This is a genomic window from Vibrio sp. dhg, assembly GCF_003443775.1.
Lineage (GTDB): Bacteria > Pseudomonadota > Gammaproteobacteria > Enterobacterales > Vibrionaceae > Vibrio > Vibrio natriegens.
The window spans coordinates 1,496,740-1,510,556 of record NZ_CP028943.1 but is presented as its reverse complement, the minus strand read 5'-3'; the positions used below and the strand labels follow the sequence as shown (position 1 = coordinate 1,510,556).

The window sequence follows — 13,817 nt, the reverse complement described above, 5'->3', positions numbered from 1 at the left end:
CACTTTTACTAAAGCAGTAAAAGTGCTTACGTTGTCTGGGAATTGACGGGTTATTCGCTAAAACACTTCTTAATAAATTCCGCTGCAGCCATCGCCCCCTCTGGGGAAATTGTATGTTGTGTGTGATCTTCATAACGAGCTTCCACGGTAAAACCTAAGTCCGTCAATTGCTCCTTCGCTTTTTCACTTTCTGACCATGGAATAACAGGATCACTTTTTCCATGCACAAGAAACACGGGTGTCTCGCAATTTTTTTCATAAGGTTGAGGAGAAGATAGACGCCCTGAGAACGCGACAACTCCCACCAGCGGATAGCGACTACGCACTAACGCATCTAAAGACATAATCGAACCCTGCGAAAAGCCAACAAACACAATCTTGTCTCTGTCCGGATCAATGCCTTGCTCTGAGAAAATCTGACTAATCGTCTCATCAAAACTTTCTCTGGCTTGATAAATTCGTTGCGGGCGATTTTCATTCGTCACTCCAATCAGACTAAACCATTGAAACCCTTCGCCACCCTGATCAAAATGAAACGGCGCGTCAGGAGACAAAAATACCGTATCCGGCAGTGCAGGCTTCCAGAAATCACCCAGCGCACTTAAATCTTTACCATTGCTTCCAACACCATGAAGCAAAATCACCACTTGTTTCGACATAACGATTAATCCTTTATACAGTTTTAGAGCCCATACTAACCTGAGCCAATGCAATAATTAAATTGTGTTTAACACCATGGTTAACAACACAATTCGTATTTCTTAAACTTGATATCCGCCAATGACATCCTGATTTATTACTTTACGCTGGTGTCAGGTATCGTTGAGTGACTCTTTCAGGGAATCCTGCATGACAACCGTACTCACAAGTCACACTCATCCTTTACAAATAGCTGAAGTCAAAACCCATTCAAGTTATGGTCGAATTGGTATTACATTCTGCAGAGGTAAACACGATCGAATAGCCATCGCAAGTATATGGGAAAGAAACCTCGATGTTGATTTAGATACCATTAAACTCTGGGAAGCCCATACCGTTGTTACCTTGCTGGGGTCTTCCGAAATGTTTGAGCTTAAAATGCTCAAGTTTGGAGAATAAGTAACGCGTAGAGGAATTAACACCACGTAGCGCAACGTATTATCCAGTGAAATCGTTTATTCTATTCCGCAACGTCAAACAAGCTGCGTTCTTCCATGAGCCAAGATCAATCATCGAATTACAAAACTGTACAGGGTTTAACCCGCGGGCTGTATTTACTCAATATACTTAATCGCCTTGATGGTGGTGCGAGTGTGCGTCAGTTATCAGAGTTAAGTGGTATTCACCGGACAACGGTCAAACGTATACTTGAAACCCTCAAAAGTGAGGGTTATGTACGTTACAGTGATTCTGACAATAGCTTTCGCTTGACCATGAAAGTACGAGAGTTAAGTGAAGGGTTTCGAGATGAACAATGGATCTCTGCGGTAGCCGCTCCGTTACTTGGAGGTTTGTTAGAAAAAGTGGTCTGGCCTACCGACATCACAACTTTGGATGTCGATGCGATGGTAGTCCGCGAAACGACCCACCGTTACAGCCGGTTATCATTTCACCGTGCGATGGTAGGACGCCGCTTACCTATCTTACAAACTGCATGTGGACTGACCTATCTCGCCTTTTGTCCGCAAAACGAACGTAGCAATATCCTGACCATTCTCGCTGAGCGAGATGAACCCGAGTATCAGCTGGCCAGAGAACCACAAGAATTAGACAAGATACTGCAACACATCAGAGAAAAAGGTTATGGCGAGAATAACCAGAGCTGGCAGCAAGAGAATAAAATCGCGGCTATCGCCGTTCCAATCCATGACGAGGACCGCTTACTTGGCTGTCTGAACCTGGTTTACATTGCTAAAGCTATGTCTTTAGATAAAGCCGCAGAAAACTATTTGGCTGATTTACAAGATGTTGCTAAGCAAATTGAATCAGGTGTTTCAGAAAATACTATCCGCTTTGGGTATCCTGTACAGTAATAATACCAATCGTAGTAAATAACTGATCATTCTAGCTTGTTAAAACACTCGATAACGGCGTTAAAATTTTTGATTGTAGAATAACTACTTATCAAAAAATTTCGCCTTGTTCTCAAGCATTTTCCCTACGCTATTTCTGAACACTTACTTACTGTGATTGGTATAAAAACCAGTCGCAAGACTGGTTTTTAAGTACTCAAATTACTCAGCGATGGTTTATATCGCTTGTTTCGCCTTTGCGTGAAGCGATACTGTCTCTTGTTTAACGGCAGCGGTTTCTTTGGACAAGTAAACACCAATACCCGTTACTGCACACAACACACAAAACAACATCGCAATGTAGTGTGTATTCGTCCCACCATCGGCTTGCTCAAGTAAGGCCTGTGCGATAATTGGCGTAAAGCCAGCACCAATGAGTGAAGTTAATTGATACGTTAGCGACAACCCGGTGTAACGAGTACGAGTAGTAAACTTCTCACTGATAAAAGCGCCCATTGGTCCATACATGACTGCCTGGATGATCGGGTTACCGATGATAAAGCCCAATAACATCATCCACGGATTTTCGTGACTGATTAATTCGAACATTGGCCAAATCAAAATCATACCCAGTACAACACCAGTAAGCATAACTGGACGACGGCCATAGCGGTCGGAAATAGCGGCCATCAAAGGAATGGTGAATATGTGCAGCGTATTAGCAATTGTCAGCATTAATAAGGCATCGCTGCGACTGTGGCCAATGGACACCGCGTAAGTAAGAGCAAAGGTCGCTAACAGAGATTGAATAAAAAGTGGCGCAATACCAGATAAAGTACCTAAACCAATCTCTTTTGATGAACTACGAAACAGCTCAACAATTGGCACGCTGGCGGATTCAGATTGTTGTGCTTCTTTGGCTTTTGCCTGTTCAAAGTCAGGCGACTCCGTTACCCTGTGACGTAGATACAAGCCAATCACTACCAGCAATGCCGACAATAGGAAAGGTATACGCCAGCCCCAACTCATAAATTGCTCTTCTGGCATTAACGAGAATCCACCCAAAACCAGAGTCGCAAGTACAGCGCCTGAAGGCCCACCTGACACTGCGATACTTGCGCCCAAACCTTTGGACTTTTTACCCGAATGCTCCATCGCCATCAGGGTTGCGCCAGCCCATTCCCCACCGACTGCAAGACCCTGCAAAATTCTTAATGCAAGAAGCGCGATGGGCGCTGCGATACCAATAGTTTGGTAAGTCGGTAGCAAACCGATCAATATCGACACGATTCCCATTACCATCAGGGTAATAAATAAGATCTGTTTACGGCCATATTTGTCGCCGAAGTGACCAAAAAGCAGGCCGCCTATTGGCCTCGCAATATAACCGGTTGCTAAGGTAAGAAACGACAGAATGATTCCCAGACCTGGGTCTAAGTCGCTAAAGAACAATGCAGGAAACACCAGACTTGCTGCACTTCCGTATAACAGAAAGTCATAGTATTCGACGGTTGAGCCAAGATAACTTGAAATGACCGCTCGGCGGCTCTCACGCTTTTTCTGTTTCAACTCTGCTTCACGTATTGGATTAGACATATTCCTCACTCCATGTAGGGATGGCCAGTATCGGCGTGGGATACCGGCTCTTAATATTTATTATTTAATGAGTGTTTTTACAGAGAGAACGACTATCGGTTTTTCAGCAAATCAAGCGCAACATCGACGATCATATCCTCTTGACCACCGACCATGCGTCGCTTACCAAGCTCAACCAGAATATCTACGGTATTTAAACCGTAACGTTCTGCTGCACGCTCAGCATGACGTAAGAAACTCGAGTAAACACCGGCATAGCCAAGTGCAAGCGTTTCACGGTCTACACGAACCGGGCGCTCTTGCAGTGGTCGAACAATGTCATCTGCAGCGTCCATCAATGCGTATAAATCGGTGCCATGATTCCAGCCAAGTTTGTCTGCTGCAGCGATAAAGGCTTCTAGTGGCGCATTTCCTGCCCCCGCGCCCATACCTGATAAACTCGCATCGATACGGTTACAGCCTTCTTCAACCGCCACCAAACTGTTGGCAACACCCAAGCTCAAATTGTGGTGAGCATGAATACCCGTTTCAGTTTGCGGGTCCAGCACCTCTTTCAGTGCGCGGAAGCGATCACGAATATCCTGCATGGTCATCGCACCGCCTGAGTCCACCACGTAAATACAGGTAGCGCCGTAGCTTTCCATTTTTTTCGCTTCCAGTGCTAAGTTCTGTGGCGAGGTCATGTGGCTCATCATTAAAAAGCCAACCGTATCCATACCTAGCTTGCGGGCATGCTCAATGTGCTGACGAGATACATCGGCTTCGGTACAGTGAGTCGCAACACGTACGATTCGCGCACCTGCGTTATAGGCGTTATCGAGATCGTGAACACTACCAATTCCCGGCAGTAATAATGTCGCGACTTTAGCGTGACTCAGTTCTTCAGCAACCGCCTCAATCCACTCGAGATCGGTGTGAGCGCCAAAGCCATAGTTGAAACTAGAGCCTTGTAAGCCGTCACCGTGAGCAACTTCGATTGAGTCAACTTTGGCATGATCAAGCGCACGCGCTATCGACTTAACTTGCTCAATGGAGTACTGGTGACGAACCGCATGGCAACCATCACGCAATGTCACATCTGAGATATACAGTTTTTGTTCATTCATGAGGGTCTTCCTTATTGGTTCAGACAAGATTGAGCGATACGTTCTGCGGTCGCCATAGCCGCACAAGTCATAATATCGAGGTTGCCAGCATAAGCAGGGAGATAATGGGCAGCCCCTTCGACCTCAATAAAAGCAGACACTTTGAGCCCACTGAACTCACCGTAACCCGGAAGCGTAACTGGCTTGTCTTCGCCAATCGATTCAAACTGCACCGCTTGTTTTAAACGATAACCCGGCACGTAGCTTTGAACCGCGCTGACCATTTCTTCGATTGATGCGCGGACTTTGTCTTCATCTTTGCTGTCGCATAGTACGTGGACAGTGTCACGCATCATCAGAGGTGGCTCTGCCGGATTCAGAATGATGATCGCCTTACCTTTCTTCGCGCCGCCTACCGTTTCAATGGCTTTAGAAGTGGTTTCGGTAAACTCGTCGATATTCGCGCGCGTACCTGGTCCTGCCGATTTACTGCTGATCGACGCAATAATCTCTGCATAATGCACGGTGGCGACTTGCGCTACAGCCGCAACAACAGGAATGGTTGCCTGACCGCCACAAGTGACCATATTGACGTTATTCTTCGCAAGGTTTTGCTCCAGATTCACGACTGGAACGCAATAAGGACCAATCGCTGCCGGTGTTAAGTCAATCAGCTTAATGCCTGGTTTTGCCTCACGCAGAAGGGCATCATTACTGATGTGCGCGTTAGCCGACGTCGCATCAAAAACGATATCGATGTCATTAAACTCTGGCAATTTAATCAAACCTTCCACACCTTCATGAGTGGTGGTAACCCCCATTCGACGTGCTCTGGCCAGGCCATCCGATTCTGGGTCAATCCCAACCATGACACTCATGGTCAAATGTTGGCTATTGCGCAGCACTTTTATCATTAAGTCAGTGCCGATATTGCCTGAGCCAATAATCGCTACCTTCATGGTTTTCATTTTTCACTCTCCTCTTGTTCTGTAAAGGAGACTGACACACGACCAACTCCTGTAATTTCGGCATCGAAACGGTCACCCGGCTGCACCGCTGCCATCGGACCTAACGCGCCTGTTAATACCACATCACCAGCACGTAATGGCTCTCCAAATGCGTTCATGGTACGAGCCAGCCAAACTGCTGCATTTAATGGGTTACCAAGACATTCCGAACCATCTCCTTGAGATACGACTTCGTTGTTGCGTGACATCGTCATGGTTGCGCCGCGAAAATCTAAGCCGTCAACAGTTCGAGCTGGCCCGCCTAGTACATACAAACCACTCGAAGCGTTGTCTGCGACGGTATCAACGAACTTAATATCCCAGTCACGAATACGGCTACCAACAATTTCTAAAGCGGGTACTACCCAACCAATCGCATCCATTACTTCGCCTATAGTCGGGTCACTTTGCGGTAAGTCTTTCGCCAAAATCAGTGCGATTTCCGCTTCAATTTTCGGCTGCATGACCGCTTCATATGGCACTACTTCATTGTCACCGACACACATATCAGCGAAGAGCGTGCCGAAGTCAGGTTGATCAACCCCTAACTGCGCCTGAACTTTAGGGTTAGTCAGACCGATTTTGCGCCCGACGATACGACGACCTTGGTCGACCGCTACGGATACATTCATACGTTGGATAGCGTAGGCTTGCTGTACACCAGCGCCTTCGATCTCGTCACGCAGTGGTGAGATTGGCAGATTATGCAGTTCCGCTTCACGCAGTCTCTGTGCCAGTTGTTCTATCTTGTCAGACATGGTTCTCTCCTTAATGCTGAATGAAGTCGACAACCAAACGGTTGAATGTGTCAGCATGTTCCCACTGCACCCAGTGACCGCACTGGTTGAAAACGTGCAGTTGCGCCTGTGGAATGCCTGCCATCAAACGTAAGCTGGTATCAAACGGAACAAAGCGGTCTTGGCGACCCCAAATGACCAATGTATCGGCTTTGATCTCGCCTAATCGCGCAGAGAAATCCGGGAATTGTTTTGGATTGGCTTCCAGACTTTTCACAAAATTGTCGAGGTGATCCTGACGAGCAAGAATGTTATTCAAACGAGTCTGGAACAACTCTTCGGTAAGATCGCTGGTATCGAAGACGAAGATATCCATCATCGCTTTTAGGTTTTCGATAGTTGGCTCGCGGTAAAGTTGATTTAGGCGCTTAATACCTTCTGCCGGCATTGGTGTGAACAAGCTCGCACCGCCAGTGCCGCCACCCATCAGAATCAATTTACCTACGCGTTCTGGGTAGGAAAGAGTGAATGCGACAGCCGAGTGCCCACCCATGGAGTTGCCGATTAAATGCGCTCGCTCAATATCCAACGCGTCTAACACACCTTTTAATGCGGTTGCGTTTAGGTCGGAACGAGATTGAGTAGAGACTATTGAGTCACTCTTTCCCCAACCCGGACAGTCAAGAAGGATGACGCGATAACCAGCATTGACTAAAGGCTCAATATTACGGTTAAAGTTAGCCCAGCCCGTAGCACCCGGTACTGAACCGTGTAGCATCACTACGACTTCACTCCCTTCACCGCAATCGTTGTAATGCAGTTTGAGGTTGAGGTCTCCTTCCTCAATTTGAACAAATTTGCTTGTCTCTTGTTCAGTAAAAATTAGTTTAGACATTCCTATACTCCTCGTTTACAGCTTTAGTTTTTGTGTTCTTTGTCTTGGTTGCACTCATAGATCCAAATCCGGCGATCCACTCTGGTATCTCGCGGTAATAGCAACCTTCAGTTTTGTAAGGTCCGTAAGCAGATAGCGCCGCGCATGCCGCCACCCAGGTTTTCACTTCATGAGTGGACTTTCCGGCAATATCTGACAGGTCCTGATTGTTCATTGCATCCAGCTTGCTTATTTGCCCGTTGGCCAGATCGTGCATAAAGGCGCGATCCCATTCCGGATTTAGTGGATGTAACGTGTTTTGGTCATAGGTAAATTCAACCGCAGCGTTGATCACTCTTTGGGTGCGAGCGATACGTTCATCCTCAGGAAGACATCGACCGCTGCCTTTTAATCGGTCTGCGATATGCTCGTTGGCAGTGGCTAGCTCAGGTACTGGCGGCTGGTGTGATAAACCGCCGGAAGCCAGAAATAACACGCGCTTGTTTAAGCTCTTGGCGTATTCACCGATGGCTTCACCCAGTAAGCGGGCTCGCTGAAAACCGGGCATTGGGGGCGCAACACCGTTGATAAACACCGGGATAACCGGAACGCGATCCAGACTGCCTAACAGAAACTCGAGAGGTTGAGCAAAACCGTGGTCTACTTGCATGTTGTAAGAAACCGCTGCGTCCACCCCTTTAGCCAGCACGTATTGTGCGCACTCTTCAGCAAGATCTTGAGGGACGTTTAACGGGCCAGCTAAAGTGCCAAAATCACCAATCGCATGAGCGGCCATTCCGATACAAAACGACGGCATAACATCGTAGAAAAATCCGTTGTAATGATCAGGTGAAAACAGGATCACCAACTCTGGGTCAAATTCATCAATGCGCTTTTTGGCGTCAGCGATAACGCTGTTAACTTCATTGATAACCTCCTGAGGGGGATCAAAATGACCAACTAATGGTGTATGCGACAAGCAGTGCAAATAGGCTTTACTCATATCAAGCTACCTTCTTGTCATTGGTATCAAGTTTAGGAGCCGCGTCGCTGTGCTTAGTTGTGGCGCTCAGTGCCTTACGTACTTGTTGGCAAATGGTGTTGATCGACTGTGGAATAGCGATACTTGCAACGAATCGGTCAGGTCGGATAATGGCTACTGATGCTGGGTAACGACCAAACCAATCTTTTAGTGCGTGGGTTTCATCACCAACACACAGCACATCTGGATGCGTCTGAATCTGTGACTTGAGCTGTACTGACGGAACCACTTGAATAAACTTGGTACCGAGTTGCTGCCAATACTGGATTTCAGCTTCACTCAACCCCTGCATTGGGTCGGTGCCCCATGCGATGATTGCGAAGTTTTGCCCGATGACATCATCAAGCTTGCTGATCTCATTACCCACTCGCACCATAGGCTGAATAAACAGTTTGCCCACTGGAGAGTCTTTGAGTGCAGGTTTAGGTTCAACAAGAACGCCTTGATGATACTTAGGCATTGGTTTAAAGCGCATTTCAACAAAGTAACGCTTAACAGGCGGAACATAGTTCAACAGCCAAGATACGCCGTCACGCAACGTTGCCTGCCATTTTTTAGGTGGTGCCAGTACCTTACCGGCTAAAACTGACAGATCGATCATCGCTTTCGCATGGTCACGACGTTCTTGTTGATACGTGTCTAACAGGCTTGGATCCGCCAGCCCTTTAACCACCAGAGAGAGTTTCCACGCTAGGTTATTTGCATCGCGCATACCGGAGTTGTAACCCTGTCCTTGCCAAACTGGCATAATGTGCGCCGCATCGCCTGCTAGCAGGATTCGACCTTCGCGGAACTTACCAGCAAGACGGGCATTGTGGGTATAAACACGCTGACGGATAAATTTGATGTTTTCCGTTGATGGCAGCACTTTGCTCAACAGACGATCCATATTTTCTGGCTTGCTGAGTTCCTCTTCGGTTTCACCCGGCATGACCATAAACTCAAATCGACGAATACCTTGTGGTAGAGCCGCTGATACATATGGGCGTTCAGCGTCGCAACATAAGTAGATGTTAGGGGTACCAATTGGATCGTTTTCCAGATCCATTACGATCCATTGGTTTGGTGCGGTTTCACCATCAAACGAGATGTTCAAATTACGACGGACAAAGCTATTACCGCCATCACACGCAATCATGTATTTTGCTAAAATTCGCTCTTCTTCACCCTTCTCGTTAGTGAAGTTAGCCCAGGTTTGTTCGTTATCTTGGCCAAAGTTAACCAGTTCACGTGAGAACAGCACTTTGACATTCGAGAAGCGGTCTAATCCATCATAAAGCGCTCGATCGGCCTTTGGCTGAATAAAAGCGTTTCTTCTCGACCAACCAAACTCGTTAGTATTCGGTTGAATATCTGCGAAACAACGGCCTTTAGGGGTTAGGAAGCGCATGGCATGATATGGCGTTGTGTAAGGCACAACTTCTGAAGCTAACCCTACAGCCTGAAACGTTCTTAAACTCTCGTCATCAATACCAATAGCGCGAGGGTAATCGATTAGCGTCGGCAGTTGTTCAATCACAGTGACGTTAATGCCTTGGGCGCCGAGATAGTTTGCAATCATTAAACCGACTGGACCAGCCCCAATAATCATGACTTCTGAATCATAATGGGCAGTCGAGACCGTTTTCGGGGAAGTGGATACTGTCACTTTGAATTCTCCAGGTACGTTCAAGTTATGGGAACCCTATTTGATCACGTAGATCGCTAGGGAAAGGCCTACTCATTCGCGTTCTGAAGGAGTCAGGCTGTATAAATGTTTTTATTTTGTTACTGAAACGTACATCCAGAGCGGTTATATCCACAACCGCAACTCAACTTTAGGTGCACATAGTGCACATAGTTGTTTTAACTTGTTTTTATATAATTACACCTCGATAAATTGGGCTGTGAGCACAGCTAAATTGAGCAGATTTCGCCAATATTTAGTGATGCAAATCTCGATTTTTTAAACGGCAAAGTTACACCTCTGTAACAGTGAGGCGACAGATAGTTGTGAAAAGTTGTAAAGCAAAGGGAGGTATCGATTTTGTTAGAAAGGAGTAGAAGTCGTGAAAAAGCTGGTCTGATTGCTGATGAAGTGAGTTATGAAGATAAGAATTAAGGATGCGTTAAAAATAATAACAACGCGAAAAACTCCAGGGCTAAAGCTTAAAAAACGAGGCCGATACATTTTGTATCGGCCCAGTTAAAGACTTACACCGTCTGTTTAAAAAAGTGGAAACTACAGCAAGAATGCGCCGTAGGCTAAACTTGCGCAAATTACATAAGTTGGGTGCACTTTGAATTTTTCCAGACACAGACCCGCGACGACAAATAGGAAGGCAAAATGTCCCCAACCCGCTTCGCCACCAGACATGATCAGTTTGTAGCTCAGCAATAGCATCAACGTGAAAATGATTGGTAGAACCCACGCGCCTAACGCTTTTACTTTTGGCGAGTTACGGTATTTGTACAGCACACTCATCGCAAGCACCATGATGATGATGGTAGGCGCAACCGTCGCGAACACGGCGATAAACGCACCAAGCGTTCCACCGACTTCATAACCGATGTAACCCGCCATTTTCGTCGCAATCGGACTTGGTAGCGCGTTGCCTAATGCTAGTACTTCGGCGAACTGGCTGGCATTCATCCAACCATACTGGCCAACAACTTGTGCCTCGATTAGAGGAATGATTGCAGGACCACCGCCATAACCGACGATGTTAGGAATAAAAAATGCTAAGAAGATATCGATATAAAGTTGCATGCTTATCCCTTTTTATTTTCTGGTTTTAGACTTTGCTCAGCCGTACTAGGCTTTGGGTCAGGTTTCACCAATACGGCAAGAAGTACTGCTGCGACAACCAGACCCGGGTGTACACCCAATACCACGATAAACAAAATAGAAAGCGCAATACCAATACCCGTCGCAATTGCGCCAAGTGATTTGTAGCCCTTCAGTAAGAAGTCATAGGTAAGCTTGGCCATCATCCAGGAAACTACTGGCAATACCCCTTGAGCCATACCGGCAACCCAAGGCTTATCACGGTATTCATTCAATAAGCCTAATCCCGCAATCATGACGATAATCAGCGGAATAATTGTCATGATCACTGCATTGATACATCCGATCTTCCCACCTACTTTATAGCCAATATAACCCGCCATTTTAGTCGCAATTGGGCCAGGTAGCGTGTTGCCGATTGCAAGTACGTTGGCAAACTCGTCGTCACTCATCCATTTATAGTTGTCGACCACTTCTTTATGAACCAAAGGGATCATCGTGGGGCCGCCACCAAATCCAAACAAGCCTATGCGGAAGAATGCACTGGCCAGATCTCGTTGTGTTTTCATCGTTCTTTGTTACCTTGCTGATTATTTTATTTTATAAACCGTTTGCTCTAACCACATCATACTCGAAGCGGTTACCCACTGATCTTGTGGACAGTCTATCATGGCCTCAATATCACTTAACTGGTGCTCTCTGTCATCGTATACACAAACAAATACCCGGTCACCATCAAGCAACTGATGGTCTTCTCCATAAGATGTGTAACACGGTGCGCCAATCGCAATAGTAATTTCACTTGGTTGATTCGCCTCAATGAACAAGCTGTGCGTATTATGCATAGCACCGTCATCGGCTTGGTGGTTAATTGTCTCTACTAACCAGTCGGTTAACGATTGATAGAAGACATTGTATTCTGTTACCGACACGTCTTGGCTACACAAGTGCCATTGCCCATTCCGGCTATGAAAACCGCACAATCTGAGATGATCAAGCGGTGTCTGCTCAGAAAATGAGTCGACAGGAAGATCAAGTTCGGCAATACCCTTACTAAATGCGCCCCAGTTTTTCTTCTCAGCTAGCTTAGATACCGTTTTATTGCGGTAGGTTGCATCATTGATTAACGTCAGCGCAAAAGGAGTAAGCGCGGCAATCTTGCCTTGCTCTGTATAGGTAACGCTGCATTTAATCGCAACCTCAGGCTCCATCTGAACCTTGGCATCTTGCTCTTCAGGCAGCACCAATTTAGATGAGCTGAAAGGCATCTGCCCGAGATAAGAGTCGCTAAGCTCACGAACAAACATAGGAAACAGCGCTCGTGGGCGCTGTGCTTCCTGATGTTCCTTTTTTTGTTGCTCGCTGAACGCAGAGATCTCTCCGGTCTGTGCCAGATAACCCGGCGAGTTTCCTGCGATTCCCAGCACAACGGAATGCGTCAGTGGTTGTTTAGTTTCCATCCGTTTTGCGCTCCTGCTGGGCTAGAATCATTTGTGTTAAACACTGCAAAGCAACTGCCACGTCATCCTCTTGAACACTTTCCAACGGATTATGACTAATGCCTTTATCACAGCGAACAAATAGCATTGCAACTTCAGTTAGATGGATCATCGCAAGCGCATCATGCCCAGCGCCACTTGGTAGGAATACCGGTTCAGATTCGGTTACTCGAGAAACAATCTCGCCCCACTGACTTTGCAAAGCGTCATTACAAGGTACCGCGCTCGCCTGATAGAGCAATCGATTGGAGAAACTGACTTCACGACGCTTTGCAATCGCGTTAAGTGCCGTTAGCAAGTCGTCACACGAGCGCTCCAGTTGCTCCTGATTCAAGCTGCGGATATCCACAGTAAAGTTAACCTCACCGGGAATAACGTTGACTGAACCTGGCGAAACCTCACACTTACCGACTGTCGCTACAACTTTGTTTTCAGTTTTGCTCTGTTCGGTCGCATAGTTTTCTATCGTCGAAATCATCTCAGCTACAGCGCACAACGCATCCATGCGCATGCCCATTGGTACCGTACCAGCGTGTCCAGCTAAGCCTTTCACCTGAAACTGAAAACGTTTTGCGCCGGCAATACCCGTCACCACACCAACTGGCTGATTTTGAGCTTCAAGCACGGGACCTTGTTCAATGTGCACTTCCAGATAAGCCATCACGTCATCTGACGAACGGCTATCTTTCCCTACCTCTTCCGGAGACAGGCCAAATTCAACCATAGCCTGTGACATTGTCACGCCATCGTTGTCTTTCAGGGCCAGCCAGTTTTGGTCAAATACACCCGCAACTGCGCTCGAACCAATCAATGTACTGTTGAAGCGGGTGCCCTCTTCATCGGCAAACGCGACAACATCGACATGAAATGGAAACTCAACATCTTTGAGCTGCTCCAACGAGGAAATACCAACAAGTATCCCCAGGTTTCCGTCATATTTACCCGCATCCGCAACAGTATCACTGTGAGAGCCGATAATTAGCGTTGGCATGGTAGGGTTGGAAGATACCTTCCTTCCCCATTGGTTCCCAACACTGTCCGGCCATGTTTCAAGCCCGGCTTGTAGCATCCATTCGCCGAGTTGATGGTGCGCCTGCTTATGTTCCGGCGATAAGTAGGTACGTTTTAATCCATCTTGCATCGAGGTAAACGTAGCCAAGTGGTCAGCACGTTCCATAATGCGTTGGGCATCCAATTTACTCATCCTTGATTCACCCTC

The 13,817-nt window shown here is 46.8% G+C and carries 14 protein-coding genes; 2 read left to right on the top strand and 12 right to left on the bottom strand.

Annotated elements, in window-relative coordinates; all coding sequences use genetic code 11:
* Positions 1–50: 50 nt before the first annotated feature.
* Positions 51–659, bottom strand: coding sequence for an alpha/beta hydrolase (locus DBX26_RS06995; protein ID WP_118118455.1), 609 nt, complete (start codon positions 657–659; stop codon positions 51–53).
* A 190-nt stretch (positions 660–849) separates the two neighbouring features.
* Between DBX26_RS06995 and DBX26_RS06990 the strand changes: the two genes are divergently transcribed.
* Positions 850–1,098: a protein phosphatase gene (locus DBX26_RS06990; protein ID WP_254063517.1), complete on the top strand. Its 249-nt coding sequence runs from the start codon at positions 850–852 to the stop codon at positions 1,096–1,098.
* 95 nt (positions 1,099–1,193) lie between these two features.
* On the top strand, positions 1,194–2,012 hold the full coding sequence (locus DBX26_RS06985) for a DNA-binding transcriptional regulator (RefSeq protein ID WP_020333219.1): 819 nt from the start codon (positions 1,194–1,196) through the stop codon (positions 2,010–2,012).
* Between the two features lie 216 nt (positions 2,013–2,228).
* On the opposite strand, the gene DBX26_RS06980 is transcribed toward DBX26_RS06985, so the two are convergent.
* From DBX26_RS06980 to DBX26_RS06930, 11 genes are all read right to left on the bottom strand, one after another.
* Complete coding sequence (locus DBX26_RS06980) at positions 2,229–3,587, bottom strand: MFS transporter (RefSeq protein WP_118118453.1); 1,359 nt, start codon at positions 3,585–3,587, stop codon at positions 2,229–2,231.
* Positions 3,588–3,679: 92 nt separating this feature from the next.
* Positions 3,680–4,693 carry a 4-hydroxy-2-oxovalerate aldolase gene (gene dmpG / locus DBX26_RS06975; protein ID WP_118118451.1) on the bottom strand — a complete coding sequence of 338 codons (1,014 nt, stop codon included), beginning with the start codon at positions 4,691–4,693 and terminating at the stop codon, positions 3,680–3,682.
* A gap of 11 nt (positions 4,694–4,704) precedes the next feature.
* Entirely contained in the window at positions 4,705–5,640 is a 936-nt protein-coding gene (locus DBX26_RS06970) for an acetaldehyde dehydrogenase (acetylating) (protein ID WP_020333215.1), read from the bottom strand.
* Complete coding sequence (gene mhpD, locus DBX26_RS06965; RefSeq protein ID WP_118118449.1) at positions 5,637–6,437, bottom strand: 2-keto-4-pentenoate hydratase; 801 nt, start codon at positions 6,435–6,437, stop codon at positions 5,637–5,639. The genes DBX26_RS06970 and mhpD overlap by 4 nt, the downstream gene beginning before the upstream one ends.
* 10 nt (positions 6,438–6,447) lie before the next feature.
* Positions 6,448–7,311, bottom strand: coding sequence for an alpha/beta fold hydrolase (locus DBX26_RS06960; protein ID WP_118118447.1), 864 nt, complete (start codon positions 7,309–7,311; stop codon positions 6,448–6,450).
* Positions 7,304–8,293: a 3-carboxyethylcatechol 2,3-dioxygenase gene (locus tag DBX26_RS06955; protein WP_118118445.1), complete on the bottom strand. Its 990-nt coding sequence runs from the start codon at positions 8,291–8,293 to the stop codon at positions 7,304–7,306. Before DBX26_RS06955 ends, DBX26_RS06960 begins: the two co-directional genes overlap by 8 nt.
* Before the next feature lies 1 nt (position 8,294).
* The gene (locus DBX26_RS06950; RefSeq protein WP_216826653.1) at positions 8,295–9,980 is read right to left on the bottom strand and encodes a bifunctional 3-(3-hydroxy-phenyl)propionate/3-hydroxycinnamic acid hydroxylase; all 1,686 of its coding nucleotides are present in this window, start codon (positions 9,978–9,980) and stop codon (positions 8,295–8,297) included.
* 573 nt (positions 9,981–10,553) lie between these two features.
* A complete protein-coding gene (locus tag DBX26_RS06945; RefSeq protein ID WP_014231723.1) occupies positions 10,554–11,081 on the bottom strand; it encodes a chromate transporter in 528 nt (175 codons plus the stop codon).
* 2 nt (positions 11,082–11,083) lie between these two features.
* On the bottom strand, positions 11,084–11,668 hold the full coding sequence (locus DBX26_RS06940) for a chromate transporter (RefSeq protein WP_118118442.1): 585 nt from the start codon (positions 11,666–11,668) through the stop codon (positions 11,084–11,086).
* Positions 11,669–11,689: 21 nt separating this feature from the next.
* Entirely contained in the window at positions 11,690–12,559 is an 870-nt protein-coding gene (locus tag DBX26_RS06935; RefSeq protein ID WP_118118440.1) for a DUF5718 family protein, read from the bottom strand.
* Positions 12,549–13,802 carry an allantoate amidohydrolase gene (locus DBX26_RS06930; RefSeq protein ID WP_118118438.1) on the bottom strand — a complete coding sequence of 418 codons (1,254 nt, stop codon included), beginning with the start codon at positions 13,800–13,802 and terminating at the stop codon, positions 12,549–12,551. The genes DBX26_RS06935 and DBX26_RS06930 overlap by 11 nt, the downstream gene beginning before the upstream one ends.
* Positions 13,803–13,817: the final 15 nt, after the last annotated feature.

Coding starts and splice junctions, on each gene's coding strand:
- DBX26_RS06930 (WP_118118438.1), bottom strand. CDS start 13,802: ATGAGTAAATTGGATGCCCAACGCATTATGGAACGTGCTGACCACTTG.
- DBX26_RS06995 (WP_118118455.1), bottom strand. CDS start 659: ATGTCGAAACAAGTGGTGATTTTGCTTCATGGTGTTGGAAGCAATGGT.
- DBX26_RS06940 (WP_118118442.1), bottom strand. CDS start 11,668: ATGAAAACACAACGAGATCTGGCCAGTGCATTCTTCCGCATAGGCTTG.
- DBX26_RS06980 (WP_118118453.1), bottom strand. CDS start 3,587: ATGTCTAATCCAATACGTGAAGCAGAGTTGAAACAGAAAAAGCGTGAG.
- DBX26_RS06960 (WP_118118447.1), bottom strand. CDS start 7,311: ATGTCTAAACTAATTTTTACTGAACAAGAGACAAGCAAATTTGTTCAA.
- mhpD (WP_118118449.1), bottom strand. CDS start 6,437: ATGTCTGACAAGATAGAACAACTGGCACAGAGACTGCGTGAAGCGGAA.
- DBX26_RS06990 (WP_254063517.1), top strand. CDS start 850: ATGACAACCGTACTCACAAGTCACACTCATCCTTTACAAATAGCTGAA.
- DBX26_RS06935 (WP_118118440.1), bottom strand. CDS start 12,559: ATGGAAACTAAACAACCACTGACGCATTCCGTTGTGCTGGGAATCGCA.
- DBX26_RS06970 (WP_020333215.1), bottom strand. CDS start 5,640: ATGAAAACCATGAAGGTAGCGATTATTGGCTCAGGCAATATCGGCACT.
- DBX26_RS06955 (WP_118118445.1), bottom strand. CDS start 8,293: ATGAGTAAAGCCTATTTGCACTGCTTGTCGCATACACCATTAGTTGGT.
- dmpG (WP_118118451.1), bottom strand. CDS start 4,693: ATGAATGAACAAAAACTGTATATCTCAGATGTGACATTGCGTGATGGT.
- DBX26_RS06945 (WP_014231723.1), bottom strand. CDS start 11,081: ATGCAACTTTATATCGATATCTTCTTAGCATTTTTTATTCCTAACATC.
- DBX26_RS06985 (WP_020333219.1), top strand. CDS start 1,194: ATGAGCCAAGATCAATCATCGAATTACAAAACTGTACAGGGTTTAACC.